The 25,852-nt window shown below is 39.0% G+C and carries 27 protein-coding genes and 2 pseudogenes; 23 read left to right on the top strand and 6 right to left on the bottom strand.

What is annotated here, in order from left to right; all coding sequences use genetic code 11:
• Positions 1–12 precede the first annotated feature (12 nt).
• The 14 genes and pseudogenes from mobT to KV696_RS05045 all read left to right on the top strand — a co-directional run bounded on the left by mobT (position 13) and on the right by KV696_RS05045 (position 13,022).
• Positions 13–1,218 (top strand): annotated as a pseudogene (mobT, locus tag KV696_RS05110) (MobT family relaxase).
• A 42-nt stretch (positions 1,219–1,260) separates the two neighbouring features.
• Positions 1,261–1,482: a hypothetical protein gene (locus tag KV696_RS05105; protein ID WP_001009056.1), complete on the top strand. Its 222-nt coding sequence runs from the start codon at positions 1,261–1,263 to the stop codon at positions 1,480–1,482.
• Between the two features lie 116 nt (positions 1,483–1,598).
• Positions 1,599–2,096, top strand: coding sequence for an antirestriction protein ArdA (locus KV696_RS05100; protein WP_000342539.1), 498 nt, complete (start codon positions 1,599–1,601; stop codon positions 2,094–2,096).
• An 88-nt stretch (positions 2,097–2,184) separates the two neighbouring features.
• On the top strand, positions 2,185–2,577 hold the full coding sequence (locus KV696_RS05095; RefSeq protein WP_000723888.1) for a conjugal transfer protein: 393 nt from the start codon (positions 2,185–2,187) through the stop codon (positions 2,575–2,577).
• Positions 2,561–5,008 (top strand): conjugal transfer ATPase TcpF, encoded by a 2,448-nt coding sequence (tcpF, locus tag KV696_RS05090; RefSeq protein WP_000331160.1) that lies wholly within the window; start codon positions 2,561–2,563, stop codon positions 5,006–5,008. Before KV696_RS05095 ends, tcpF begins: the two co-directional genes overlap by 17 nt.
• Positions 5,009–5,010: 2 nt before the next feature.
• Entirely contained in the window at positions 5,011–7,188 is a 2,178-nt protein-coding gene (locus KV696_RS05085) for a CD3337/EF1877 family mobilome membrane protein (RefSeq protein ID WP_000804748.1), read from the top strand.
• Positions 7,185–8,186 carry a bifunctional lytic transglycosylase/C40 family peptidase gene (locus tag KV696_RS05080; RefSeq protein WP_000769868.1) on the top strand — a complete coding sequence of 334 codons (1,002 nt, stop codon included), beginning with the start codon at positions 7,185–7,187 and terminating at the stop codon, positions 8,184–8,186. The genes KV696_RS05085 and KV696_RS05080 overlap by 4 nt, the downstream gene beginning before the upstream one ends.
• Entirely contained in the window at positions 8,183–9,118 is a 936-nt protein-coding gene (locus tag KV696_RS05075) for a conjugal transfer protein (protein WP_001224320.1), read from the top strand. The genes KV696_RS05080 and KV696_RS05075 overlap by 4 nt, the downstream gene beginning before the upstream one ends.
• A gap of 313 nt (positions 9,119–9,431) precedes the next feature.
• A pseudogene (locus KV696_RS10460) lies at positions 9,432–9,479 on the top strand (hypothetical protein); the annotation flags it as partial.
• Positions 9,480–9,494: 15 nt separating this feature from the next.
• Positions 9,495–11,414, top strand: coding sequence for a tetracycline resistance ribosomal protection protein Tet(M) (gene tet(M) / locus KV696_RS05065; protein ID WP_000691729.1), 1,920 nt, complete (start codon positions 9,495–9,497; stop codon positions 11,412–11,414).
• 363 nt (positions 11,415–11,777) lie between these two features.
• A complete protein-coding gene (locus KV696_RS05060; RefSeq protein ID WP_001813542.1) occupies positions 11,778–12,023 on the top strand; it encodes a hypothetical protein in 246 nt (81 codons plus the stop codon).
• Positions 12,020–12,355, top strand: coding sequence for a DinB/UmuC family translesion DNA polymerase (locus KV696_RS05055; RefSeq protein ID WP_000806926.1), 336 nt, complete (start codon positions 12,020–12,022; stop codon positions 12,353–12,355). Before KV696_RS05060 ends, KV696_RS05055 begins: the two co-directional genes overlap by 4 nt.
• Positions 12,356–12,367: 12 nt before the next feature.
• Complete coding sequence (locus KV696_RS05050) at positions 12,368–12,736, top strand: hypothetical protein (protein WP_000567222.1); 369 nt, start codon at positions 12,368–12,370, stop codon at positions 12,734–12,736.
• The gene (locus KV696_RS05045) at positions 12,723–13,022 is read left to right on the top strand and encodes a DUF5960 family protein (RefSeq protein WP_001072467.1); all 300 of its coding nucleotides are present in this window, start codon (positions 12,723–12,725) and stop codon (positions 13,020–13,022) included. The genes KV696_RS05050 and KV696_RS05045 overlap by 14 nt, the downstream gene beginning before the upstream one ends.
• Positions 13,023–13,139: 117 nt before the next feature.
• On the opposite strand, the gene msr(D) is transcribed toward KV696_RS05045, so the two are convergent.
• From msr(D) to KV696_RS05030, 3 genes are all read right to left on the bottom strand, one after another.
• Positions 13,140–14,603 carry an Msr family ABC-F type ribosomal protection protein gene (gene msr(D) / locus KV696_RS05040; protein ID WP_219967032.1) on the bottom strand — a complete coding sequence of 488 codons (1,464 nt, stop codon included), beginning with the start codon at positions 14,601–14,603 and terminating at the stop codon, positions 13,140–13,142.
• A gap of 119 nt (positions 14,604–14,722) precedes the next feature.
• Positions 14,723–15,940, bottom strand: coding sequence for a macrolide efflux MFS transporter Mef(A) (gene mef(A), locus KV696_RS05035; RefSeq protein WP_000417519.1), 1,218 nt, complete (start codon positions 15,938–15,940; stop codon positions 14,723–14,725).
• A gap of 385 nt (positions 15,941–16,325) precedes the next feature.
• Positions 16,326–16,496, bottom strand: coding sequence for a hypothetical protein (locus tag KV696_RS05030; RefSeq protein ID WP_000873143.1), 171 nt, complete (start codon positions 16,494–16,496; stop codon positions 16,326–16,328).
• Positions 16,497–17,017: 521 nt separating this feature from the next.
• Here KV696_RS05030 and KV696_RS05025 point away from each other — a divergent pair.
• Positions 17,018–17,209, top strand: coding sequence for a cysteine-rich KTR domain-containing protein (locus KV696_RS05025; protein WP_001860868.1), 192 nt, complete (start codon positions 17,018–17,020; stop codon positions 17,207–17,209).
• 59 nt (positions 17,210–17,268) lie between these two features.
• On the opposite strand, the gene KV696_RS05020 is transcribed toward KV696_RS05025, so the two are convergent.
• Entirely contained in the window at positions 17,269–17,622 is a 354-nt protein-coding gene (locus KV696_RS05020; protein ID WP_001227347.1) for a helix-turn-helix transcriptional regulator, read from the bottom strand.
• Between the two features lie 504 nt (positions 17,623–18,126).
• Here KV696_RS05020 and KV696_RS05015 point away from each other — a divergent pair.
• The 5 genes from KV696_RS05015 to KV696_RS04995 all read left to right on the top strand — a co-directional run bounded on the left by KV696_RS05015 (position 18,127) and on the right by KV696_RS04995 (position 21,429).
• Positions 18,127–18,549: a sigma-70 family RNA polymerase sigma factor gene (locus KV696_RS05015; RefSeq protein ID WP_000804885.1), complete on the top strand. Its 423-nt coding sequence runs from the start codon at positions 18,127–18,129 to the stop codon at positions 18,547–18,549.
• Complete coding sequence (locus KV696_RS05010; protein ID WP_000857133.1) at positions 18,546–18,776, top strand: helix-turn-helix domain-containing protein; 231 nt, start codon at positions 18,546–18,548, stop codon at positions 18,774–18,776. Before KV696_RS05015 ends, KV696_RS05010 begins: the two co-directional genes overlap by 4 nt.
• A 460-nt stretch (positions 18,777–19,236) precedes the next feature.
• The gene (locus KV696_RS05005) at positions 19,237–19,440 is read left to right on the top strand and encodes an excisionase (protein WP_000814511.1); all 204 of its coding nucleotides are present in this window, start codon (positions 19,237–19,239) and stop codon (positions 19,438–19,440) included.
• An 81-nt stretch (positions 19,441–19,521) separates the two neighbouring features.
• On the top strand, positions 19,522–20,739 hold the full coding sequence (locus tag KV696_RS05000; protein ID WP_001291561.1) for a tyrosine-type recombinase/integrase: 1,218 nt from the start codon (positions 19,522–19,524) through the stop codon (positions 20,737–20,739).
• 276 nt (positions 20,740–21,015) lie between these two features.
• A complete protein-coding gene (locus KV696_RS04995; RefSeq protein WP_219967031.1) occupies positions 21,016–21,429 on the top strand; it encodes a hypothetical protein in 414 nt (137 codons plus the stop codon).
• 38 nt (positions 21,430–21,467) lie between these two features.
• On the opposite strand, the gene dtd is transcribed toward KV696_RS04995, so the two are convergent.
• Both dtd and KV696_RS04985 read right to left on the bottom strand, forming a co-directional pair.
• A complete protein-coding gene (gene dtd, locus KV696_RS04990; RefSeq protein ID WP_049532341.1) occupies positions 21,468–21,911 on the bottom strand; it encodes a D-aminoacyl-tRNA deacylase in 444 nt (147 codons plus the stop codon).
• 29 nt (positions 21,912–21,940) lie between these two features.
• Positions 21,941–24,163, bottom strand: coding sequence for a RelA/SpoT family protein (locus KV696_RS04985; protein ID WP_219967030.1), 2,223 nt, complete (start codon positions 24,161–24,163; stop codon positions 21,941–21,943).
• A gap of 344 nt (positions 24,164–24,507) precedes the next feature.
• On the opposite strand from KV696_RS04985, the gene KV696_RS04980 reads away from it, so the two are divergent.
• The 3 genes from KV696_RS04980 (at position 24,508) to KV696_RS10040 (ending at position 25,753) form a co-directional block, all read left to right on the top strand.
• Entirely contained in the window at positions 24,508–24,771 is a 264-nt protein-coding gene (locus KV696_RS04980) for a hypothetical protein (RefSeq protein WP_049521217.1), read from the top strand.
• A gap of 123 nt (positions 24,772–24,894) precedes the next feature.
• Positions 24,895–25,524 carry an MBL fold metallo-hydrolase gene (locus KV696_RS04975; RefSeq protein ID WP_042900566.1) on the top strand — a complete coding sequence of 210 codons (630 nt, stop codon included), beginning with the start codon at positions 24,895–24,897 and terminating at the stop codon, positions 25,522–25,524.
• A gap of 37 nt (positions 25,525–25,561) precedes the next feature.
• Positions 25,562–25,753 (top strand): hypothetical protein, encoded by a 192-nt coding sequence (locus tag KV696_RS10040; RefSeq protein WP_258318567.1) that lies wholly within the window; start codon positions 25,562–25,564, stop codon positions 25,751–25,753.
• Positions 25,754–25,852 lie beyond the last annotated feature (99 nt).

The following is a 25,852-nucleotide window of genomic DNA, read 5'->3' as shown; positions in this document are numbered from 1 at the left end:
ACGCCTTTTTGATTGGAGGGATTTTTACTGAATGAACAAACTTGGTTACAGCATTTAAAAGAAAAACGCTTGGCTTATGGACTATCTCAAAACCGTTTAGCTGTTGCGACTGGTATTACAAGGCAGTATCTAAGCGATATTGAAACAGGAAAAGTCAAGCCATCAGAGGATTTACAGCAGTCCCTTTAGGAAGCTCTGGAACGCTTCAATCCCGACGCTCCCCTTGAAATGCTGTTTGATTATGTAAGGATTCGCTTTCCGACAACAGACGTACAGCAGGTGGTCGAAAACATCTTACAACTGAAACTGTCCTATTTTCTTCATGAGGACTATGGTTTCTATTCTTATTCAGAGCATTATGCTTTAGGCGACATATTCGTCCTTTGCTCCCATGAACTGGACAAAGGAGTTCTGGTGGAATTGAAAGGTCGTGGGTGCAGACAATTTGAAAGCTATCTTCTGGCACAACAAAGAAGCTGGTATGAGTTCTTTATGGACGTTTTGGTGGCTGGCGGTGTGATGAAACGCCTTGACCTTGCCATTAACGATAAGACAGGGATTTTGAATATCCCTGTACTCACTGAAAAGTGCCAACAGGAAGAATGTATCTCCGTCTTCCGCAGTTTTAAAAGCTATCGCAGTGGCGAACTGGTACGCAAAGAGGAAAAGGAATGTATGGGAAACACCCTCTATATCGGTTCATTACAAAGTGAAGTTTATTTCTGTATCTATGAAAAGGACTACGAGCAGTACAAGAAAAATGATATTCCCATTGAAGACGCAGAAGTAAAAAACCGTTTTGAGATTCGATTGAAAAATGAGCGTGCCTATTATGCAGTCCGTGATTTACTCGTCTATGACAATCCAGAGCATACCGCCTTTAAAATTATCAATCGGTATATCCGTTTTGTAGATAAAGACGATTCCAAACCTCGTTCTGATTGGAAACTGAATGAAGAATGGGCTTGGTTTATTGGGAACAATCGTGAACGATTAAAACTAACCACAAAACCAGAGCCTTACTCCTTCCAAAGGACGCTGAACTGGCTATCTCATCAAGTTGCCCCGACCTTAAAGGTTGCGATTAAACTTGATGAAATCAACCAGACGCAGGTTGTAAAAGACATTCTCGACCATGCGAAACTGACAGACCGACACAAGCAGATTTTGAAGCAACAGTCAGTAAAAGAACAGGACGTGATAACAACAAAAAAATAACTCAAATACAAATTCATTGAATATAGAGAGGAGAACATTTTTATGAATTTTGGACAAAACCTTTATAACTGGTTTCTATCAAACGCTCAATCACTGGTGCTTTTAGCAATCGTTGTGATTGGCTTGTATCTTGGCTTCAAGCGTGAGTTTAGCAAACTGATTGGCTTTTTAATTATTGCGATTATTGCGGTTGGCTTAGTCTTCAACGCTGCTGGAGTAAAAGACATTTTACTAGAGCTATTCAATCGCATTATTGGTGCTTAAATAAAACCGTTCTTTTGTGGAATATAAGTGGTTTTCTTATGTTCCGCAAAGGAATGGTACACCAAACGAAGTGCGGTAGGGATTTTTGAATCTCTACAAAGAAAGGACGTGAATATATGGACGATATGCAAGTCTATATTGCGAATTTAGGCAAATACAATGAGGGCGAATTGGTCGGTGCGTGGTTTACCTTTCCCATTGACTTTGAGGAAGTCAAAGAGAAAATCGGCTTGAATGATGAATATGAGGAATACGCCATTCATGACTACGAGTTACCCTTTACGGTTGACGAATACACTTCCATTGGCGAACTCAATCGACTATGGGAAATGGTATCGGAATTACCCGAAGAATTACAATCGGAGCTATCTGCTCTGCTCACTCATTTTTCAAGCATTGAAGAACTAAGCGAACATCAAGAGGATATTATCATTCATTCCGATTGTGATGATATGTATGACGTGGCACGCTACTACATTGAAGAAACGGGTGCTTTAGGCGAAGTACCAGCTAGTCTTCAAAACTATATTGATTATCAAGCCTATGGTCGGGATTTAGACCTTTCAGGAACGTTTATCTCAACCAATCATGGGATTTTTGAAATCGTCTATTAAATCTGTCGGTACATTACTACTGGCAGATTTTCTATTTTACGGGGTGGCTCAATCAGCTACCCCTATTTTTTATGAAAGGATTGATTACATGAAGAAAATACGAAGCTATACCAGTATCTGGTCTGTGGAAAAGGTACTGTATTCTATCAATGATTTTAGACTTCCGTTTCCCATAACCTTTACGCAAATGACATGGTTTGTCGTGTCACTCTTTGCAGTGATGATACTTGGCAACTTGCCCCCTCTTTCCATGATAGAGGGAGCATTTCTCAAATACTTTGGGATTCCTGTGGCTTTCACATGGTTTATGTCTACAAAAACTTTTGATGGTAAAAAGCCTTATGGATTTTTGAAGTCTGTCATTGCTTATGCACTGCGACCAAAGCTGACCTATGCAGGAAAAAAAGTAACGCTTGGCAGAAACCAGCCACAAGAAGCCATTACAGCAGTTAGGAGTGAATTTTATGGCATATCCAATTAAATACATTGAAAACAATCTCGTCTGGAATAAAGACGGGGAATGTTATGCTTACTATGAGCTTGTTCCTTACAATTACTCATTTCTAAGTCCAGAACAGAAAATACAAGTGCATGATTCTTTCAGACAGCTTATCGCACAAAATCGTGATGGCAAAATTCATGCTTTACAAATCAGTACAGAATCCAGCATACGTTCTGCACAAGAGCGTTCCAAAAATGAAGTCACTGGCAAGCTCAAAGCGGTTGCCTATGACAAAATCGACCAACAGACAGACGCTTTAATATCCATGATTGGCGAAAATCAAGTGAACTACCGTTTCTTTATCGGCTTTAAGTTGCTTCTCAACGATCAGGAGTTTTCTATGAAAAGTCTTACCGTTGAAGCAAAAAATGCTTTGTCTGATTTTGTCTATGATGTGAACCATAAGCTGATGGGCGATTTTGTTAGTATGAGTAATGATGAAATCCTGCGTTTTCAGAAGATGGAAAAGCTCTTAGAAAATAAAATCTCTCGTCGTTTCAAAATCCGCAGGTTAGATAAGGACGACTTCGGCTATCTGATTGAACACCTTTACGGACAGACAGGCACTGCCTATGAAGAGTATGAGTACCATCTATCAAAGAAAAAGCTGGATAATGAAACGCTGATTAAATACTATGACTTGATTAAGCCTACTCGCTGTTTGGTGGAAGAAAAACAGCGATATTTGAAAATCCAGCAGGAAGATGAAACCGTCTATGTAGCTTACTTTACCATTAACAGCATTGTCGGAGAACTGGACTTCCCGTCCTCTGAAATCTTCTACTACCAGCAACAGCAATTTACATTCCCGATTGATACGTCAATGAATGTGGAAATTGTAGCGAATCGTAAAGCCCTATCTACTGTCCGCAATAAAAAGAAAGAACTGAAAGACTTGGATAACCACGCTTGGCAAAGTGATAATGAAACCAGCTCCAATGTGGCGGAAGCTCTGGAAAGTGTGAATGAGCTGGAAACCAATTTAGACCAAAGCAAGGAATCTATGTACAAGCTGTCTTATGTGGTAAGGGTATCAGCAAATGATCTTGACGAACTCAAACGTCGTTGTAATGAAGTGAAAGATTTTTATGACGATTTAAGCGTAAAACTGGTACGACCATTTGGGGATATGCTCGGCTTACATGAAGAATTTTTACCTGCCAGCAAGCGTTATATGAATGATTATATTCAATACGTGACCTCTGATTTCCTCGCTGGTTTAGGTTTTGGTGCTACTCAAATGCTGGGGGAAAATGAGGGGATTTATGTTGGCTACAGCTTAGATACTGGACGCAATGTCTATCTGAAACCTGCTCTTGCCAGTCAAGGGGTTAAGGGTTCAGTAACCAATGCGTTAGCGTCGGCTTTTGTTGGTTCGCTGGGTGGTGGTAAATCCTTTGCGAATAACCTTATCGTCTATTATGCGGTGCTTTATGGGGCACAAGCAGTGATTGTAGACCCAAAAGCAGAACGTGGCAGATGGAAAGAAACCTTGCCAGAGATTTCCCATGAAATCAATATCGTCACTCTGACTTCTGATGAGAAAAACAAAGGCTTACTTGACCCTTATGTGATTATGAAAAATCCCAAAGATTCTGAATCACTGGCTATTGATATTCTGACATTCCTTACGGGGATTTCCTCTCGTGATGGGGAACGCTTCCCAATCCTTAGAAAAGCCATTCGTGCAGTAACCAATAGTGAAGTACGAGGGTTGATGAAAGTGATTGAGGAATTACGGGTTGAGAATACGCCACTAAGTACCAGTATAGCCGACCATATCGAAAGTTTTACAGACTATGACTTTGCACATTTATTATTCAGTAATGGTTATGTGGAGCAGTCTATCAGCTTAGAAAAACAACTGAACATTATACAGGTTGCGGACTTGGTACTTCCCGACAAGGAAACTTCCTTTGAGGAATATACCACTATGGAGCTTTTATCCGTTGCTATGCTGATTGTCATTAGTACCTTTGCTTTAGACTTTATCCATACAGACCGAAGCATTTTCAAGATTGTAGATTTAGACGAAGCATGGAGCTTTTTACAGGTAGCACAAGGAAAAACACTATCTATGAAGCTGGTTCGGGCTGGTCGTGCTATGAACGCTGGGGTATATTTCGTGACCCAAAATACAGACGACCTCTTAGATGAAAAACTGAAAAATAACCTCGGCTTAAAATTTGCATTTCGTTCCACTGACCTTAACGAGATTAAAAAGACCTTAGCCTTTTTTGGTGTAGACCCAGAGGACGAAAACAATCAGAAGCGATTGCGTGATTTGGAAAACGGGCAATGCCTTATCAGTGATTTATATGGTCGTGTCGGTGTGATACAGTTCCACCCTGTATTTGAAGAACTGCTCCATGCCTTTGATACCAGACCACCTGTGCGAAAAGAGGTGTAAATGTGAAACCATCAATAGTAAACAGAATAAAATCAAACTGGACGCTGAAACGTCTAGGTAAAGTGGCAATGACAGTGGCTTTCACACTTGTGATTGCCATTTTTCTTTTAGCCATGCTGGGAACGGTGGTTCAAGCTGCGGGCTTGGTAGATGATACGGTCAATGTGGCAAATGAATACAGCCGATACCCACTTGAAAACTATCAACTGGATTTTTATGTGGATAATAGCTGGGGCTGGCTTCCGTGGAACTGGTCGGACGGGATTGGAAAACAGGTCATGTATGGACTATATGCCATTACCAATTTTATTTGGACAATCAGTTTGTATGTTTCCAATGCGACAGGTTACTTAGTACAGGAAGCCTATTCCTTAGACTTCATTTCCGCTACAGCAGATTCCATTGGTAAGAATATGCAGACCTTAGCTGGTGTGAGTGCAAACGGATTTTCAACAGAGGGTTTCTATGTTGGATTCCTCTTACTCTTGATTTTGGTTCTTGGGGTTTATGTTGCCTATACGGGACTGATAAAGAGAGAAACCACAAAGGCAATTCATGCCATTATGAATTTTGTGCTGGTGTTTATCCTATCGGCTTCCTTTATTGCCTACGCTCCCGACTACATTAAAAAAATCAATGACTTTTCATCAGACATCAGTAATGCCAGTTTATCACTTGGCACGAAGATTGTCATGCCCCATTCCGATAGTCAAGGCAAGGACAGCGTGGACTTAATCAGAGATAGCCTGTTTTCCATACAGGTTCAGCAACCGTGGCTACTGCTTCAATACAACAGTTCAGACATTGAAAGTATCGGTATTGACCGTGTGGAAAGCCTGCTCTCCACCAGCCCAGATTCCAACAATGGCGAAGACAGAGAAAAAATTGTTGCGGAAGAAATTGAAGACAGAAGCAATACCAATCTAACCATTACAAAGACCATTAACCGTTTAGGTACAGTCTTCTTCCTATTTGTCTTCAATATTGGGATTTCCATATTTGTATTCCTATTAACAGGAATCATGATTTTCTCGCAGGTACTTTTTATCATCTATGCTATGTTTCTGCCTGTGAGCTTTATTTTAAGCATGATTCCATCATTTGATGGTATGTCAAAACGAGCCATAACAAAGCTCTTTAATACCATTTTGACACGAGCTGGAATCACATTGATTATTACGACAGCATTTAGTATTTCAACCATGCTCTATACCTTATCGGCTGGTTATCCGTTCTTTTTGATTGCTTTTCTACAGATTGTGACCTTTGCAGGAATCTACTTCAAGCTGGGCGATTTAATGAGTATGTTTTCTCTACAGAGTAACGATTCTCAAAGTGTGGGAAGTCGTGTGATGAGAAAACCTCGTATGCTTATGCACGCTCACATGCACCGTCTACAGCGGAAACTTGGACGTTCCATGACTACTCTAGGGGCTGGGTCTGCCATTGTTACAGGTAAAAAAGGACAGTCGGGTTCGGGGAGTTCTGCAAGGACACAAGCAGATCACTCCCGACCAGACGGAAAGGAAAAATCAACACTTGGAAAACGTATCGGTCAAACCATCGGTACAGTAGCTGATACCAAAGACAGAATGGTAGACACTGCTAGTGGTTTGAAAGAACAGGTTAAAGATTTGCCGACCAATGCAAGATATGCAGTATATCAAGGAAAATCCAAAGTAAAAGAGAATGTCCGTGATTTAACCAGTAGTATTTCTCAAACCAAAGCGGACAGAGCCAGTGGACGCAAGGAACAGCAGGAACAAAGGCGAAAAACCATTGCGAAGCGTCGCTCTGAAATGGAACAGGTCAAACAGAAAAAACAGCCTGCTTCTTCTGTTCATGAAAGACCGACTACAAGACAAGAACAATATCATGATGAACAGACCTCAAAACAGTCTAATATTCAGACTTCATATAAGGAATCTCAACAAGCCAAACAAGAGCGTCCAGCAGTTAAGTCCGATTTTTCAAGTCCAAAAGTGGAACGCCAAGGCAATACCGTTCAAGAAAAAACCGTTCAAAAGCCAGCAACTTCAACCACTACAGCAGATAGAACTTCACAACGTCCAATCACAAAAGAACGTCCGTCTACTGTTCAAAGAGTACCACTACAAAATACAAGAAGTAGACCACCAATCAAAACCGCCACCATTAAGAAAGTCGGTAAGAAACCATGAAGTTGAAAACTTTAGTAATTGGTGGTTCTGGATTATTCTTGATGGTCTTCTCACTGCTTCTGTTTGTTGCCATTTTATTTTCAGATGAACAGGACAGCGGAATTTCCAATATTCATTATGGAGGTGTGAATGTTTCCGCAGAAGTGCTGGCTCATAAGCCTATGGTAGAAAAATATGCCAAAGAATATGGCGTTGAAGAATATGTCAACATACTTCTTGCGATTATACAGGTGGAATCGGGCGGTACTGCGGAAGATGTTATGCAGTCCTCGGAATCCCTCGGTCTTCCACCTAATTCATTGAGTACAGAAGAATCCATTAAGCAAGGTGTGAAGTATTTCAGTGAATTATTAGCCAGTAGCGAAAGGCTCAGTGTAGATTTAGAATCGGTTATCCAGTCCTACAATTATGGTGGTGGTTTCTTAGGGTATGTGGCTAATCGTGGAAATAAATATACCTTTGAACTGGCTCAAAGTTTCTCAAAAGAGTATTCAGGTGGCGAAAAAGTGTCTTACCCCAATCCCATAGCCATACCTATCAATGGGGGCTGGCGATACAACTATGGCAATATGTTTTATGTGCAACTGGTAACGCAGTATCTTGTCACAACAGAGTTTGATGATGATACGGTACAAGCCATCATGGACGAAGCACTGAAATATGAGGGCTGGCGATACGTTTACGGTGGAGCTTCCCCGACTACTTCTTTTGATTGTAGCGGACTGACACAATGGACGTATGGAAAAGCTGGAATTAACTTACCACGAACCGCACAACAGCAATATGATGTGACCCAGCATATCCCACTATCGGAAGCACAAGCTGGCGATTTGGTTTTCTTTCATTCTACCTATAACGCTGGCTCTTATATTACTCATGTTGGGATATACCTTGGCAATAACCGTATGTTTCATGCAGGCGACCCAATCGGTTATGCCGACTTAACAAGCCCCTACTGGCAACAGCATTTAGTGGGAGCAGGACGAATCAAACAATGAGAAAGGAAGATTTAATGATGAAATTTAGAAAAAATCAGAATAAAGAAAAACAGATACCAAAGGAAAAGAAACCTCGTGTCTACTATAAGGTCAATCCTCATAAAAAGGTTGTGATTGCCTTGTGGGTACTTTTAGGGCTTAGTTTCAGCTTTGCGATATTCAAGCACTTTACAGCTATAGATACTCATACTATTCACGAAACAACTATCATAGAAAAGGAATACGTTGATACTCATCATGTAGAAAATTTTGTAGAGAACTTTGCGAAAGTCTACTATTCATGGGAGCAATCCGATAAGTCCATTGATAATCGAATGGAAAGTCTAAAAGGCTATCTGACAGATGAACTTCAAGCTCTCAATGTTGATACAGTACGCAAAGATATTCCTGTATCGTCTTCTGTAAGAGGATTTCAGATATGGACGGTAGAGCCAACTGGCGACAATGAGTTTAATGTAACCTACAGTGTAGACCAGCTCATTACAGAGGGAGAAAATACAAAGACCGTCCACTCTGCTTATATAGTGAGTGTCTATGTAGATGGTTCTGGAAATATGGTACTGGTTAAGAATCCGACCATTACCAACATACCTAAGAAATCAAGTTATAAACCAAAAGCCATTGAAAGTGAGGGGACGGTTGATTCCATTACAACCAATGAAATCAATGAGTTTTTAACGACGTTCTTCAAGCTCTATCCTACAGCGACAGCCAGTGAACTTTCCTACTATGTGAATGACGGGATATTAAAACCAATCGGAAAAGAGTACATCTTTCAAGAACTGGTAAATCCTATTCACAATCGTAAGGATAATCAAGTCACGGTATCGCTGACAGTGGAGTATATCGACCAGCAGACCAAAGCAACGCAGGTATCTCAATTTGATTTGGTACTTGAAAAGAACGGGAGTAATTGGAAGATTATAGAATAACAAATATTGGTACATTATTACAGCTATTTTGTAATCACGTACTCTCTTTGATAAAAAATTGGAGATTCCTTGACAAATATGCTCTTACGTGCTATTATTTAAGTATCTATTTAAAAGGAGTTAATAAATATGCGGCAAGGTATTCTTAAATAAACTGTCAATTTGATAGTGGGAACAAATAATTGGATGTCCTTTTTTAGGAGGGCTTAGTTTTTTGTACCCAGTTTAAGAATACCTTTATCATGTGATTCTAAAGTATCCGGAGAATATCTGTATGCTTTGTATGCCTATGGTTATGCATAAAAATCCCAGTGATAAGAGTATTTATCACTGGGATTTTTATGCCCTTTTGGGCTTTTGAATGGAGGAAAATCACATGAAAATTATTAATATTGGAGTTTTAGCTCATGTTGATGCGGGAAAAACTACCTTAACAGAAAGCTTATTATATAACAGTGGAGCGATTACAGAATTAGGAAGCGTGGACAAAGGTACAACGAGGACGGATAATACGCTTTTAGAACGTCAGAGAGGAATTACAATTCAGACAGGAATAACCTCTTTTCAGTGGGAAAATACGAAGGTGAACATCATAGACACGCCAGGACATATGGATTTCTTAGCAGAAGTATATCGTTCATTATCAGTTTTAGATGGGGCAATTCTACTGATTTCTGCAAAAGATGGCGTACAAGCACAAACTCGTATATTATTTCATGCACTTAGGAAAATGGGGATTCCCACAATCTTTTTTATCAATAAGATTGACCAAAATGGAATTGATTTATCAACGGTTTATCAGGATATTAAAGAGAAACTTTCTGCCGAAATTGTAATCAAACAGAAGGTAGAACTGTATCCTAATATGTGTGTGACGAACTTTACCGAATCTGAACAATGGGATACGGTAATAGAGGGAAACGATGACCTTTTAGAGAAATATATGTCCGGTAAATCATTAGAAGCATTGGAACTCGAACAAGAGGAAAGCATAAGATTTCATAATTGTTCCCTGTTCCCTGTTTATCACGGAAGTGCAAAAAACAATATAGGGATTGATAACCTTATAGAAGTGATTACGAATAAATTTTATTCATCAACACATCGAGGTCAGTCTGAACTTTGCGGAAAAGTTTTCAAAATTGAGTATTCGGAAAAAAGACAGCGTCTTGCATATATACGTCTTTATAGTGGCGTACTGCATTTGCGAGATTCGGTTAGAATATCGGAAAAGGAAAAAATAAAAATTACAGAAATGTATACTTCAATAAATGGTGAATTATGTAAAATCGATAAGGCTTATTCCGGGGAAATTGTTATTTTGCAGAATGAGTTTTTGAAGTTAAATAGTGTTCTTGGAGATACAAAGCTATTGCCACAGAGAGAGAGAATTGAAAATCCCCTCCCTCTGCTGCAAACGACTGTTGAACCGAGCAAACCTCAACAAAGGGAAATGTTACTTGATGCACTTTTAGAAATCTCCGACAGTGACCCGCTTCTGCGATATTATGTGGATTCTGCGACACATGAAATCATACTTTCTTTCTTAGGGAAAGTACAAATGGAAGTGACTTGTGCTCTGCTGCAAGAAAAGTATCATGTGGAGATAGAAATAAAAGAGCCTACAGTCATTTATATGGAAAGACCGTTAAAAAAAGCAGAGTATACCATTCACATCGAAGTTCCACCGAATCCTTTCTGGGCTTCCATTGGTTTATCTGTATCACCGCTTCCGTTGGGAAGTGGAATGCAGTATGAGAGCTCGGTTTCTCTTGGATACTTAAATCAATCATTTCAAAATGCAGTTATGGAAGGGATACGCTATGGCTGTGAACAAGGATTGTATGGTTGGAATGTGACGGACTGTAAAATCTGTTTTAAGTATGGCTTATACTATAGCCCTGTTAGTACCCCAGCAGATTTTCGGATGCTTGCTCCTATTGTATTGGAACAAGTCTTAAAAAAAGCTGGAACAGAATTGTTAGAGCCATATCTTAGTTTTAAAATTTATGCGCCACAGGAATATCTTTCACGAGCATACACCGATGCTCCTAAATATTGTGCGAACATCGTAGACACTCAATTGAAAAATAATGAGGTCATTCTTAGTGGAGAAATCCCTGCTCGGTGTATTCAAGAATATCGTAGTGATTTAACTTTCTTTACAAATGGACGTAGTGTTTGTTTAACAGAGTTAAAAGGGTACCATGTTACTACCGGTGAACCTGTTTGCCAGCCCCGTCGTCCAAATAGTCGGATAGATAAAGTACGATATATGTTCAATAAAATAACTTAGTGTATTTTATGTTGTTATATAAATATGGTTTCTTGTTAAATAAGATGAAATATTTTTTAATAAAGATTTGAATTAAAGTGTAAAGGAGGAGATAGTTATTATAAACTACAAGTGGATATTGTGTGCTGAGAGCTTTCTTCTATACTAATAGACGAAAGGGTGTGAAAATGATTTTTAAATGATACTGTGGAACGGAACAGTAGCCCTAGTATTGACTACTGTCGTTTCTATTCATATTGGCTATTCTAGGACTGAGATGAAAAAATCTATAAATGCTCAGAATAAAATTGAACCCGCAAATCTCCCCAAAACAATGGTGAGTCATGTACTTGTATTATTCCGAAAAAATACACCTCTGGTGCAGTGAGACAAATTGGTGTATCTTATAGTGGCTTCGTAGATGAAAGCTATACTCTACTATCACTCTTTGATGATGTAGAACAAATTGAAAAAGATAATAGACTTCAGACAGCTATTGATGTTGTCAGAGAACAGTTTGGTTTTTTAGCCATACAAAAAGGAACCGTCCTAACTGAAGGTTCCAGAAATATTGAACGCAGTAAACTTATCGGTGGTCATTCCGCGGGTGGATTGGAGGGATTAAAATGAAACAAGAAAAAAATACAGTACAATTTTCAGAAATCCGTAGCAAAGGATGTAATGATATTGAAATGCTTGAAAGATTTTTACATGGAATCGTTGAAACAGCAACTTCAAAACTTCGTCAGAGAAAACTCAAAACAACTGAAATATCGATACGACTAGTACATGCTAAATCTGAAAACCGATTACCATTGGAATTTACATTTAGCATTAAGCCAACAAGCTCATCTGTGATAATCTATACTGAGGTAATCAATCGCTTTAAAGAATGTTACACAGGTGGGGGAATTCAAGGTTTTACGATTCAATTTGATAAAAATACCCTTGCCTCTGCATAGAAAGGATTTGATATGATTGACCGTTCATATTTACCATTTCAATCAGCAAGAGAGTACCAGGATACAAAGATGCAAAAATGGATGGGCTTTTTCCTATCTGAACATGCATCAGCACTCTCTGATGATACAAACAAAGTAACGTACATGTCTGACTTATCACTAGAGAAGAAATTATTACTCCTCAGTCAAGTATACGCCGGGCAGCTACGCACACGCATTCAAGTGATTGAAAAAAACAAGCGTGTTTCCTACACTGGAACAATACCAAGTCTGACCAAAGATTTCATTTTGATAAAAACTACAACAGGTCACATCAATTTGAAATTAAAAGACATTATTAGTATTGAACTTGTCGAGGAGGTGCTCTATGAATCAGCTTGAGTTTCAGCGTAATCACCTACAAATGGACTATTATAGCGAAAGCTACCAAGATTTTGAACGTGACTTCTACCGCTACTCTAACATGAATATTCCATTGACCTTCCTAACTGATGATATCCTAAAAACAATGGCGACTTCACGTAAGAATTACTTTGTCCTCAATAAGGAAAAGTCCAGAGATAACCGCGATCACTTCTTCATATTTGAAGTAAGTACCGTAGATGAGAATCCGCTAATCTATCATTATACATATAAGAAAACTACAATATATTTAGCAGAAAAATAGGAGCAGTTCAATTGACTGTTCCTATTTTTAATATTCATAAAATCTAAAGTCTTTATACTCTTTAACAATGGAGTCGCCAACCAGAACAGACTATACTGACCAGCGACTACCTTAAATTTAATGTTTCAGATTTATTTTCTTATCTCTAATTTCATAAACTACATCTGCTACATTTTCGAGTAATCGTTTATCGTGGGTGATAAACACGATAGTTCCGGTGTACTCCTTCATTAGTATTTCCAAAGCCTCTAAACTTGGTATGTCAAGGAAGTTACTGGGTTCATCCATTATTAGGATGTTATATCTACCCATGAGCATTTTAGCAAGCAACAATTTTATAATTTCTCCACCGCTTAAAACAGATAAACTTTTTCCAATATCGTTCTGTTTGAACCCCATAGATGCTAGCACTGAACGAATTTCTGATATATTGTAGTCACAATCCTTCTGCATAAACTCCATAACATTCTGATTACTGTTGTACTTGTAACCATTCTGTGCAAAGTAACCTATTTTTGCCTTAGGCGAAATAGAAATTCCTTCTTCATGGTTTAAGATCATTTGGATTAAAGTTGTTTTTCCGATTCCATTACCACCAGTTAACGCCACTTTTGCTCCTAACGGAATTTGAAAAGATGCATTTTCAAACAGAGCCTTATCCCCAAATACTTTATTAATTTCTGCACCGACTATAGGGTATGGATTATGGAGCTCCAATGCTTTACTTTGCCTGAAACGAATTCTGCGAATGCCTTCCGGAGCTTCTACTTTTCCTAAGGCCGCAATCCTGTGCTCTAGGGTTTTAGCAGCATTATACATCTTTTTTTCCTTACTTCCTATTGATTTTTGATGAGCTAAACGCCCTCCGTCTTCAGTACTTTTTTTCTTTGAAGAACCTTTTGCCTTCTGTTCTATTTTACGAGCCTGTTTTCGCTTTTCCTCCGCAGCCCTTTCCAATCGGGCACGTTCCGCAATAAATTGTTCGTATTCTGCAGCTTGGCTCTTACGTTCTTCCTCTTTCTGACGAAGATAATCAGAATAGTTTCCCCAATACTCAGTGATTTTGCCATCTTTCAGTTCCCATATTTTATCTACTATTTCATCAAGAAAATAGCGGTCATGGCTAATAACTAACAGTGCACCTGTAAAATATTTTAGCTGTCCTATTAGAAAATTAATTCCTTCACGGTCTAAATGGCTCGTAGGTTCATCCGCTAAAATACCATGAACCTGTGCCGATAAGGCCTGTGCTATTTTAAGCCTTGTTTCTTCACCACCGCTCATAGTCTGTATATTTAATTGCTCAACACCTAGCTTGCCTACAAGTGCAAAATCTTTTTCCTCCTGCAGAGTTACTTCGTCCAACTGGGGAATATAGGCAAGTTCACCCAGACGATTCATTTTACATCCTGGGGGAGTTAATTCTCCTAAAAGTACCCTGAGTAAAGTGCTTTTTCCAGCACCATTTGCTCCTACTAAACCAATACGGTCATAATCATATACTTCTAATTCATTTATATCTAAAACATCGCGTCCTTTGAATTCCACACGAATGTCTTTTGCTTTTAATATTAATTCCATAACATTTCCTCCTGTCTATAATCGCATGCTTTCATTTGCTTGTATGCAGGGAAAACCCTGCGATTTTAGCAGGAAGAGTTACATGAAAATAAGATACATAAATATTCCTCCAATATTGTTTATTTTAAATCTAATTTTCTAACCTCAGTTATCATTTGGCAAACTATAGCAATGCCAATAATTAAAATACCTGATAGTAAAAACCAATGATTTACACCGATTTTATCAGCAAAGAATCCAGAAAGAATTAACCCAATTGGCATAGCAAGTGACATGATACTTCCGATCAAAGAAAATACACGTCCTAAATATTCAGGCTTAATTTTCTCCTGAAAAAGAGCTGTTTGCACACCGCTATAAAATGGCACCGAAAGCCCCATTATTGCACAGCAAACTACGAATATTACAAATCCATTTGGAGGAAGTATTCCCGAAACGGCTAAACTGGTCCCCATTATAAAAAATGAACTTGTTATTAGTAATACATGCTTTTCGAAGCCCCCTAATCTTCCTAATAATAAGCCTCCTGCTAGCATCCCAAATGCAAAGGAAATTTCCGTAATAGAAATATGCACAGGCGTTCCATTAAAGTGTTCCATGCTTATTAAAGGAAATAGTGCATTGATTGGCATATAAACAAAAGTATATAGTGTTCCTAAGAGTAATAAGGCAAACAATCCTTTGTTTTGTCTCAGAACCACAACTCCTTCTTTCATCTCCCTTATGAAATTTGGTTCTAAACTTTGCACTTGATTACCCAGCTTAGGTATACGTACAATTGCTACCGTAATAGATGCAATCACAGCACCCAATACGTCGATGGCAATAATAGCATTTAAATCCCAAACGGAGTATAAGAGTGCTGCAACTGCCGGACTAACAATATAGCTTATAGACTGCAAAGACTGACTATAGCCTGCGCATTTCGTTAGCTGTTCTTCTGGTACTAAAAGTGGTGTAACCGCATTGAGTGCTGGGGTATGAAAAGCTGTTCCAATGCTACGGATAAACAATACTATCATAATCATCCAGACAGGTAGCTCCATACAGAATGCAACAATAGCAAGCACTGCACCAGCTGCTGCGATAATTAAATCGGCACCAATCATTATCTTCTTCCTATCATGACGATCCACTAGCACACCAATGGCAGGTCCCAAAATCGCATAGGGTAAAAAACCTACTAATGAAGCCATAGACAAGACCATCGCAGATCCTGTTTTTTCTGTAAGGTAAAAAATAATCGCCATTTGCAGGATGGCACTAGTGATTAATGATACTGCTTGCCCTGCCCATATTGCATAAAATTTTCGTTTCCAATTGTTGTATTTTTCCATTTATATTATCTCCTGCATATTATTTTGCTTGAATTTCTATTTTGAATAGCATTCTAGGCAATAAAAAATGCAGGCCAAACCCCACAATGTAGCTTTTGGTCTGCATACATACAATTTGGAAACATTCATATTAAAGACATAGTTAAATAAAGGTATAGTTAAATAACCAATATCCTCACCGTAACTAATGAATGCTCAATATCGTATAAATAAGCACAACAAAAAAGCCTATCATCGGGTATAGATTCTGCTTTTTTTATTGCCAGCTTATCTTAAACGCATTGAGGCTGTCATAGTTTCGGTTCCTCCTACATCTTTGTTTATATCAATTTATAGTATAACACAAAAAGATGATATGTTCAATATAAAAGTTATGGAATGAGACTCATACTTCCAATTCGATGCCAGATTTAAAGGATATGACGAAGTTTTCTTCATAGACTGTAACGCTCTGGATTATCTTCCTTAGTAGCAAGCGATTAGCTTTCACAAAATCTTCTGTTTGTAGTTTTAAAAATTCATCAGGATTTTCTAACTCAACCTCAAAATATTTCATTTTACATTCCCTCATTTCATTTATTGATAAATTGAGTTTGCAAAAAAGAGTGGACAATTTTTGTCTACTCTTAACCTTTAAAATAGTTTTTTTTAATCGATTTGAAGTTGCCTAAATTATTACTTATTCGGTAAAATGAAGTATTGCTTTCAACAGATTTCCTTCAACTACACTTCACTTGATTCAAACAAGGTGGGTACATTTCTATTCCCACAAACTCCTTGTCAATGGAAACAAACACGTACCCACAGGGTAAATGGAAATAGAAACTGATAATTTCTAGCTATCACTTCTACTCATTCCAAAAATTTTCTCACTCTGATACTTACCCACCATAAAGCAAAAAGCCTTGCAATCAAGGCTTTCATTATCCCTTTCGTTCAAAGGTTTCTAAGCTTTTACGAGCAGAGCGACACACTCAGCGGTTCGCTATCTCCGTTCTGTCTGCGTGCTAGCACTTGTCAATCACGGACAGCTATCGCATGGGCGGAAGTAAATGCTAATCTTCGTCGTTTTACTCCTTGACTAGCAAACTTACCGCCTCAACATGTCCTGTATGTGGAAATAAAACACGATTAAAGATAAGGGAAGATACTGAATTAAAAAAATTCCCCCTCTATTGTCCGAAATGCAGACAAGAAAATTTAATTGAAATAAAGCAGTTCAAAGTAACTGTGATTACAGAGCCAGACGCAAAGACGCAGAGCCGATAAAATGAGATTAATACAATCTCATTTTATCGGCTCTTTCCGTTATGTATGGATTCTTTTAATTAGTCTTCGATGTTTCTTGCTTCGTTGATACCGCTGGCTAAAGATTCCATTAAGGATAGTTCTTTGTCTGTAAAGCTATCCATGTATTTCTCTATCTGTAATCGTCGGGTGCTTTTTACCAAGTTATTAGCAGGTAAGAAAAATTCATCAACGGAAACATGAAGTAACGATACAAGGTCATAAAGAACTTGTATGCTGGGGTGTTGCCCTTTATTTTCAATATTAGTTAAGTACCGTGGGTCAATTTCAATCAATGCTCCCACTTGTTCACGAGTTAAACCTCGTTTCAATCGAGCTTCTTTAATGGCTAAACCAAAGGCTCTAAAATCATATTTATCTTCTTTTTTACGCATAGTAGACCACCTCTATACATTTTATTGTTCCTACTGAATTAAAAACAGGTATAGAAAAACGTGTTATATGGTTTATAGGTTTATATTTAATAAAAAGCACTACTAAACGCCAATAAAAAAAACCGTTATATGGTAGTGCTATTTACGCTGTTAAAATATTGTATATTACTTCCAAATGGCGGTTTGTTGGAGGTCAACGTCGCCATGAAGTACATCATATACAATAAATTTCCTTACATTGGGTTCTTGTCAAAAAAAGTCGTCTATCTGCAATAGATAAGTACGTCCACCAATGTGGTTTTATAAATCATATAGATAGAATAACAGAAGCATGTAAACAGAGAAATAAATCTGTTTATATGCTTTTTTGGCTATTCAGAACTTTTTTACAAAGTTTATTTATCAGTAATGCAACAAATCCCCCTTTCACATTGGGACTAAGAGTGAAAGGAGATAAACGAGCAAGGCTCACTTCCTTTCCTAGACAGAAAGGGGGTGAGAAACATGAAACCATCTTCTTTTCAGACCACAATAGAAAATCAGTTTGACTATATCTGTAAACGTGCTATGGAAGACGAGCGAAAGAATTATATGCTTTATCTTTCAAGGATTGCAAAGCGTGAGGTGTCCTTTTCGGATGTTGGCGATTATCTTGTTAGCCAGTTTGCGACAACAGATAACTATTCAACTGACTTTCAGATTTTTACACTCAATGGGTTATCAGTAGGCGTTGAAAATGATTTGTTGAGTGAAGCATTACGTGAGTTGCCAGACAAGAAACGTGAAATTCTACTGCTGTTTTACTTTATGGACATGAGCGATTCAGAAATTGCAGACCTGTTGAAATTGAACCGTTCTACTGTCTATCGGCATAGAACCAGTGGACTAGCCTTAATTAAAAAGTTTATGGAGGAATTTGAAGAATGAAAACACAATATCCTATGATTCCCTTTCCTCTCATTGTAAAGGCAACAGATGGCGATACCGAAGCGATTAACCAGATTCTACATCATTACAGAGGGTACATAACGAAGCGTTCCCTACGACTTATGAAAGATGAATATGGCAATCAAAGTATGGTCGTTGATGAAGTCTTACGTGGAAGAATGGAAACCAGACTGATTACAAAGATTTTGTCATTTGAAATTAAGTAATATCCTCTCTCCTTTCGTGGAAGCGTGCTAAACCATTCCACGCTTCCCGAACAGGGAGGTTTGTTATTCCACCAAAGCATATTGAGCTTTCAATGTGTTTTGATAGGCTAACGAGCCATTGTTCTTTGAAAACTGAATAAAAGTAATCGAATACGTTTCGATAAGAAAAGAGCCAACGGAACTAACCGCCATGACCTATCTTATAAAGATAGCGAGCGATTCATGTTAGTGATCCGAGAAGCAATCTTTAGCAGGATTGCCTGCAACGACATTCTTATCGTGATAATGATACTCCCATACAGTCAATAGTCCGAGCGTGATAAAACCGTCGCAGGCAATGAGTATGGCTACATGAGAACCATGCAGGGGTGGAACTCCCGTGAGCTTTGCTAAAGCTGTTCGATTGCTGGTAAAACAACTTTTATGAAATCCAAATAAGTGATTTGGAAAGGAGGATTTTATGAAGCAGACTGACATTCCTATTTGGGAACGTTATACCCTAACCATTGAAGAAGCGTCAAAATATTTTCGTATTGGCGAAAACAAGCTACGACGCTTGGCAGAGGAAAATAAAAATGCAAATTGGCTGATTATGAATGGCAATCGTATTCAGATTAAACGAAAACAATTTGAAAAAATTATAGATACATTGGACGCAATCTAGCGTCGCCAAAGGGTCTTGTATATGATAAAATAGTATTAAGTCGTATCAAGGCTCTTTCCATAAAGGAAAGGAGCAAATGCCATGTCAGAAAAAAGACGTGACAATAAAGGTCGAATCTTAAAGACTGGAGAGAGCCAACGAAAAGACGGAAGATACTTATACAAATATATAGATTCATTTGGAGAACCGCAATTTGTTTACTCGTGGAAACTTGTGGCTACAGACCGAGTACCAGCAGGAAAGCGTGATTGTATCTCACTTAGAGAGAAAATCGCAGAGTTACAGAAAGACATTCATGATGGTATTGATGTTGTAGGAAAGAAAATGACACTCTGCCAGCTTTACGCAAAACAGAACGCTCAAAGACCAAAGGTTAGAAAAAACACTGAAACTGGACGCAAATATCTTATGGATATTTTGAAGAAAGACAAGTTAGGTGTAAGAAGTATTGACAGTATTAAGCCATCAGACGCTAAAGAATGGGCTATTAGAATGAGTGAAAATGGTTATGCTTATCAAACCATCAATAACTACAAACGTTCTTTAAAGGCTTCATTCTATATTGCTATACAAGATGATTGTGTTCGGAAGAATCCATTTGACTTTCAACTGAAAGCAGTTCTTGATGATGATACTGTCCCTAAGACCGTACTAACAGAAGAACAGGAAGAAAAACTGTTAGCCTTTGCAAAAGCTGATAAAACCTACAGCAAAAATTATGATGAAATTCTGATACTCTTAAAAACAGGTCTTCGTATTTCAGAGTTTGGTGGTTTGACACTTCCAGATTTAGATTTTGAGAATCGTCTTGTCAATATAGACCATCAGCTATTGAGAGATACTGAAATTGGGTACTACATTGAAACACCAAAGACCAAAAGTGGCGAACGTCAAGTTCCTATGGTTGAAGAAGCCTATCAAGCATTTAAGCGAGTGTTAGCGAATCGAAAGAATGATAAGCGTGTTGAGATTGATGGATATAGTGATTTCCTCTTTCTTAATAGAAAGAACTATCCAAAAGTGGCAAGTGATTACAACGGCATGATGAAAGGTCTTGTTAAGAAATACAATAAGTATAACGAGGATAAATTGCCACACATCACTCCACATAGTTTGCGACATACATTCTGTACCAACTATGCAAATGCAGGAATGAATCCAAAGGCATTACAGTACATTATGGGACATGCTAATATAGCCATGACGCTGAACTATTACGCACATGCAACATTCGATTCTGCAATGGCAGAAATGAAACGCTTGAATAAAGAGAAGCAACAGGAGCGTCTTGTTGCTTAGTAGTACAAATGAATTTACTACTTATTTACCACTTCTGACAGCTAAGACATGAGGAAATATGCAAAGAAACGTGAAGTATCTTCCTACAGTAAAAATACTCGAAAGCACATAGAATAAGGCTTTACGAGCATTTAAGAAAATATAAAAAGATAATTAGAAATTTATACTTTGTTTCAAAGAAAAAAGATAGTAAACGCTTTCACACTCCAACTAAATATTGTATAATAATTATATTCAATATTACGTCACTAACAGATGAAAAAAGGAGGTTTTATCATGAAAAACATCATCTACATCAAAACCATTCAACTCCTTATCATCGATGGAATCATGCTGGCATTTTTGACATTTAAAGAGGGACTTACGTGGGATTGGATTTTGATTTATAGCGGTTGGCTCATTTTCTTTCATCCTGTGCTACTGACTTATCTTTCAAACCAACTTTGTGACCACTTTAGTCACCTCTATTCCCAGATTAGACCGAGATTCTGGCGTTTTGCCTTACAAATCCTTCTATGGGATAGCCTAATGATTCTCTCCTTGATATGTTTAAGTGGTATGCCACTTCTCCTTCAGGGAACTCTCCTCATCCTAGGACATCTCGTCCCTTCCTATCGCATCTGCCAAAGCCTGAAAAGAGATTTCCCCAAGGCCTATCAAGAACCGATTTCATTTTGGAATATTTTATGATAGATAAGAAAAACCAAGCCAGCTGGGCTTGGTCTTTCTTATCTATTTTTAGTATCAAGGATAATGGTGACTGGTCCGTCATTGACCAGCTCAACCTGCATATCCGCTCCAAAGATCCCTGTCTGAACGGGCACTTCTTGCGCTAATTTTTGATTGAAAGCATCATAGAAATCTGATGCCCTATCAGGCTTGGCTGCGCCTGTGAAGGCTGGACGATTGCCTTTCTTGGTATCCGCAAAGAGGGTAAACTGAGAAATAGAAAGGATTTCTCCTTCAATATCTTTGACAGACAGGTTCATCTTACCTTCTGCGTCTGAAAAAATCCGCATATTGACAAGCTTTCTCACAGCATAGTCCAAATCTTCCTCTTGGTCCTCTGGTCCAACACCAACCAGCAATAAGAGTCCCTGATTGATTTTGCCCTGAACCTGACCTTCAATGCTCACTTGGGCTTTTTTAACCCGTTGGATAATGATTTTCATAATAGCCTTTCTAGTAAGAGCTAGGACAATTAGCCATTGGTACGTTTAACAGAGTAAACTTCTGGCACACTCTTAATCTTGTCCACAACCGTGGTTAACGTCGAGAGGTTGGCAATGCCGAAAGACACATGGATATTAGCAAATTTCATATCCTTGGTTGGCTGGGCGTTGACCGTTGAGATATTCTTGGTTGTATTTGAAAGAACTTGCAGTACATCGTTCAACAGTCCTGTACGGTTGAGGCCGTAGATATCGATATGGGCCATATATTCCTTATTTGAGTTTGAATACTGGTCTTCCCATTCTACATCAAGGAGACGTTGCTCGTAGTTTTCTTGGGCACGCAGGTTCATACAGTCCACACGGTGAATAGCTACACCACGACCCTTGGTAATGTAGCCGACAATATCGTCACCAGGAACAGGATTACAACACTTGGCAATCCGCACTAGGAGACCTGAAGCACCTTCAATGACCACACCACCCTCATGCTTGACTTTGAGGGTTTCTTTATTTTCAACCTTGACCTCGCCACCCTTGACAAGTTCTTCTGCCTCCGCCTTGGCCTTGGCACGTTCTTCTTCACGGCGTTCCTTTTCAGTCAGACGGTTAAAGACGGTAATAGCACCGATTTCGCCAAAACCAATGGCCGCAAAGAGGGATTCTTCTGTCTTGTAGCTAGTCTTTTGTAGAACTTGGTCCATGTGGCGCTTGTCCATGAATTTATTGGCCACATAGCCATTTTCTTGGAACTGGGCCATCAGCATTTCACGACCCTTGTTGACAGACAATTCCTTATCTTGATTTTTAAAGAACTGACGAATCTTGTTACGGGCTTTGCTGGTCTTGACCATGTTGAGCCAGTCACGGCTCGGCCCAAAGGAGTTGGGGTTAGTGACAATTTCAACCTGATCCCCTGTTTTGAGCTTGGTTGTCAGTGGAACCATACGACCATTGACCTTAGCACCAGTTGCTTTTTCTCCGACTTTTGTATGGATTTCATAGGCAAAGTCAATCGGTCCTGAATCTTTTGGAAGGGAACGAACAGCTCCATCTGGAGTAAAGACATAAATCTCCTCAGCCAGGTAGTTTTCCTTAACAGAGTCCACAAATTCCTTAGCATCATCAGCCTGATCTTGGAGCTCCATCATCTCCTTGATCCAGTTCATCCCAATAGCTGATTCCTTGCTGTTGACCTGCCCCTTAACGCCTTTCTTATAAGCCCAGTGAGCCGCAACCCCGTACTCAGCCACCTCGTGCATGGCTTTAGTTCGAATCTGGAATTCAATCGGTCCTTTTGGCCCATAAACTGTCGTATGGATAGACTGGTAACCATTGGCCTTGCGGTTGGCGATATAGTCTTTGAAACGACCAGGCATGAGTTTCCAAAGTTCATGCACATAACCCAACATGGCATAAACATCACTTTGGGTGTCTAAAATACAACGAATAGCAATCAGGTCATAGATTTCCTCAAACCGTTTTCTCTTGTCCTGCATTTTGCGGAAAATAGAGTAAATATGCTTGGGACGACCGTAAATCTTCCCTTTCAAGTGACGATCCGTCGTATATTCCTCTAATTTTGTGACTACCTCATCCACCAAGGCTTCACGCTCTCTGCGTTTTTCCTTCATCATATGGGTAATCTTGTAAAACTCCGTTGGGTTGAGATAACGGAAAGATAAGTCTTCCAATTCCCATTTGACGCTAGAAATCCCCAGACGGTGAGCAAGTGGTGCATAGATTTCCATAGTTTCTTTGGAAATGCGCTCCTGCTTGTCTTTTCTAAGATGTTTCAGGGTCCGCATATTGTGCAAGCGGTCAGACAGTTTGACCAAGATAACACGGATGTCCTCAGACATGGCCATGAGCATCTTGCGGTGGTTTTCAGCCAACTGCTCTTCGTGAGACTTGTACTTGACCTTACCGAGCTTGGTAACCCCATCTACGATTACCCGCACATCAGGACCAAACTCCCTTTCCAAATCGTCCAAGGTCGCATCAGTATCTTCCACCACATCATGCAAGAAACCACAAGCTACCGTTACAGCATCTAGCTTAAGTTTGGCTAAAATACCTGCCACTTGGATGGGGTGAATGATATAAGGCTCGCCTGATTTGCGATACTGGCCACTGTGGCAATCCACCGCATAGACCAAGGCCTTATGGACAAAATGGACATCCTCTTCCGTTAAATATTCTTTGGTTAAAGCGACAACTTCTTCGCCTGTTAAATTCACTTCTTTTGGCATCTCTACTCTCCAATTCTTCCTACCATTTTATCACTTTTTTAAGAATATGAAAACTAGATTGGAACAGAATAAGAAAAAAATAATTCAGAATTGCTTGATAATTCTGAATTATTAGTCTATAATATATTACGAAGTTAGATTTTAAACTTAGGTGATAGAAGGAGAGATAGAAGAACGGAAACCATATTGTAACCGAAAGACTTTCTGACTTCCCCAATTCCATTGAAGATACGAAAGATAAACGGTGGAATTCGTGTCACATACACTGGTACCTTGACTGGATTTTGAAATTAAAAATCCTCAAGATACTTTCTTTTATCCTTTAGTTTATAAGGAGAACACCTATGAAAAAAACTGCTATTTCTATCTTTGCTCTCCTAGTGTTAGGAGTTAGCTGCCTGTTCCTATTCAGCCAGCAAAGCTATAAAAAAACAGTCGTTCAATACTATGCTAACGACCAGAACCTGCCCAATAGGATAAGTTATAGTGAATATAGCGACAAACGAGAAGCCAACTACGGTGGCACTCTAAACATCACATCTATCAAACAAGCTAATGACGGAGTTTATGCAACCTATGAAGGGCAATTGACACCTCTCCAATATTGATAAATTGATAACCAGCCTGTCTTCATCTAGTCATGCTGGTTTTTAAGTTCATTCTAAATTCTTACCTATTTTTCCCAACTGTGCTATACTTAATTTAGTACATTCTTTGAGATTGGAGCTAATATGAAAATCCATAAAACTGTGAATCCTGTTGCCTATGAAAACACCTATTACCTAGAAGGAGAAAAGCACCTCATCGTTGTTGATCCTGGTAGCCATTGGGAAGCCATTCGTCAGACAATCGAGAAGATCAATAAACCGATCTGCGCTATCCTCTTGACCCATGCCCATTACGACCATATCATGAGTCTGGACTTGGTTCGCGAAACTTTTGGCAATCCTCCTGTCTATATCGCAGAGAGCGAAGCTAGCTGGCTCTATACTCCTGTCGATAACCTCTCTGGTCTCCCTCGTCATGATGATATGGCAGATGTGGTCGCAGAACCTGCTGAACACACCTTTGTCTTTCATAAGGAATATCAACTGGAGGAATTTCGTTTCACCGTCTTGCCAACACCAGGTCACTCTATCGGCGGCGTTTCTATCGTCTTTCCTGATGCTCACCTAGTCTTGACAGGAGATGCTCTTTTCCGTGAAACCATCGGACGAACCGATCTTCCGACTGGTAGTATGGAGCAACTTCTTCACAGTATCCAGACCCAACTCTTCACCCTACCAAACTACGATGTCTATCCAGGACATGGTCCAGCTACAACCATCGCTCACGAAAAAACTTTCAATCCTTTTTTCTAGAAAGATGATGACAATAGATATCGTAATTTAATACTCAATGAAAATCAAAGAGCAAACTAGGAAGCTAGCCGCAGGTTGCTCAAAGCACAGCTTTGAGGTTGCAGATAAAACTGACGTGGTCAGCTCAAAACACTGTTTTGAGGTTGTGGATAGAACTGACGAAGTCAGTAACCATATCTACAGCAAGGCGAAGCTGACCTGGTTTGAAGAGATTTTCGAAGAGTATTAGAATTATAAAAAACGCATAATATCAAGTGTAGAAAAGTTTGATATTATGCGTTTTATCATGAAAAGATTTTCTAAATCATCTCCTCAAATTGATTTTTTC

It is taken from the genome of Streptococcus humanilactis (genome assembly GCF_019448275.1).
Taxonomy (GTDB): Bacteria; Bacillota; Bacilli; order Lactobacillales; family Streptococcaceae; genus Streptococcus; species Streptococcus humanilactis.
This window is presented reverse-complemented; position numbering and strand designations above follow the sequence as displayed.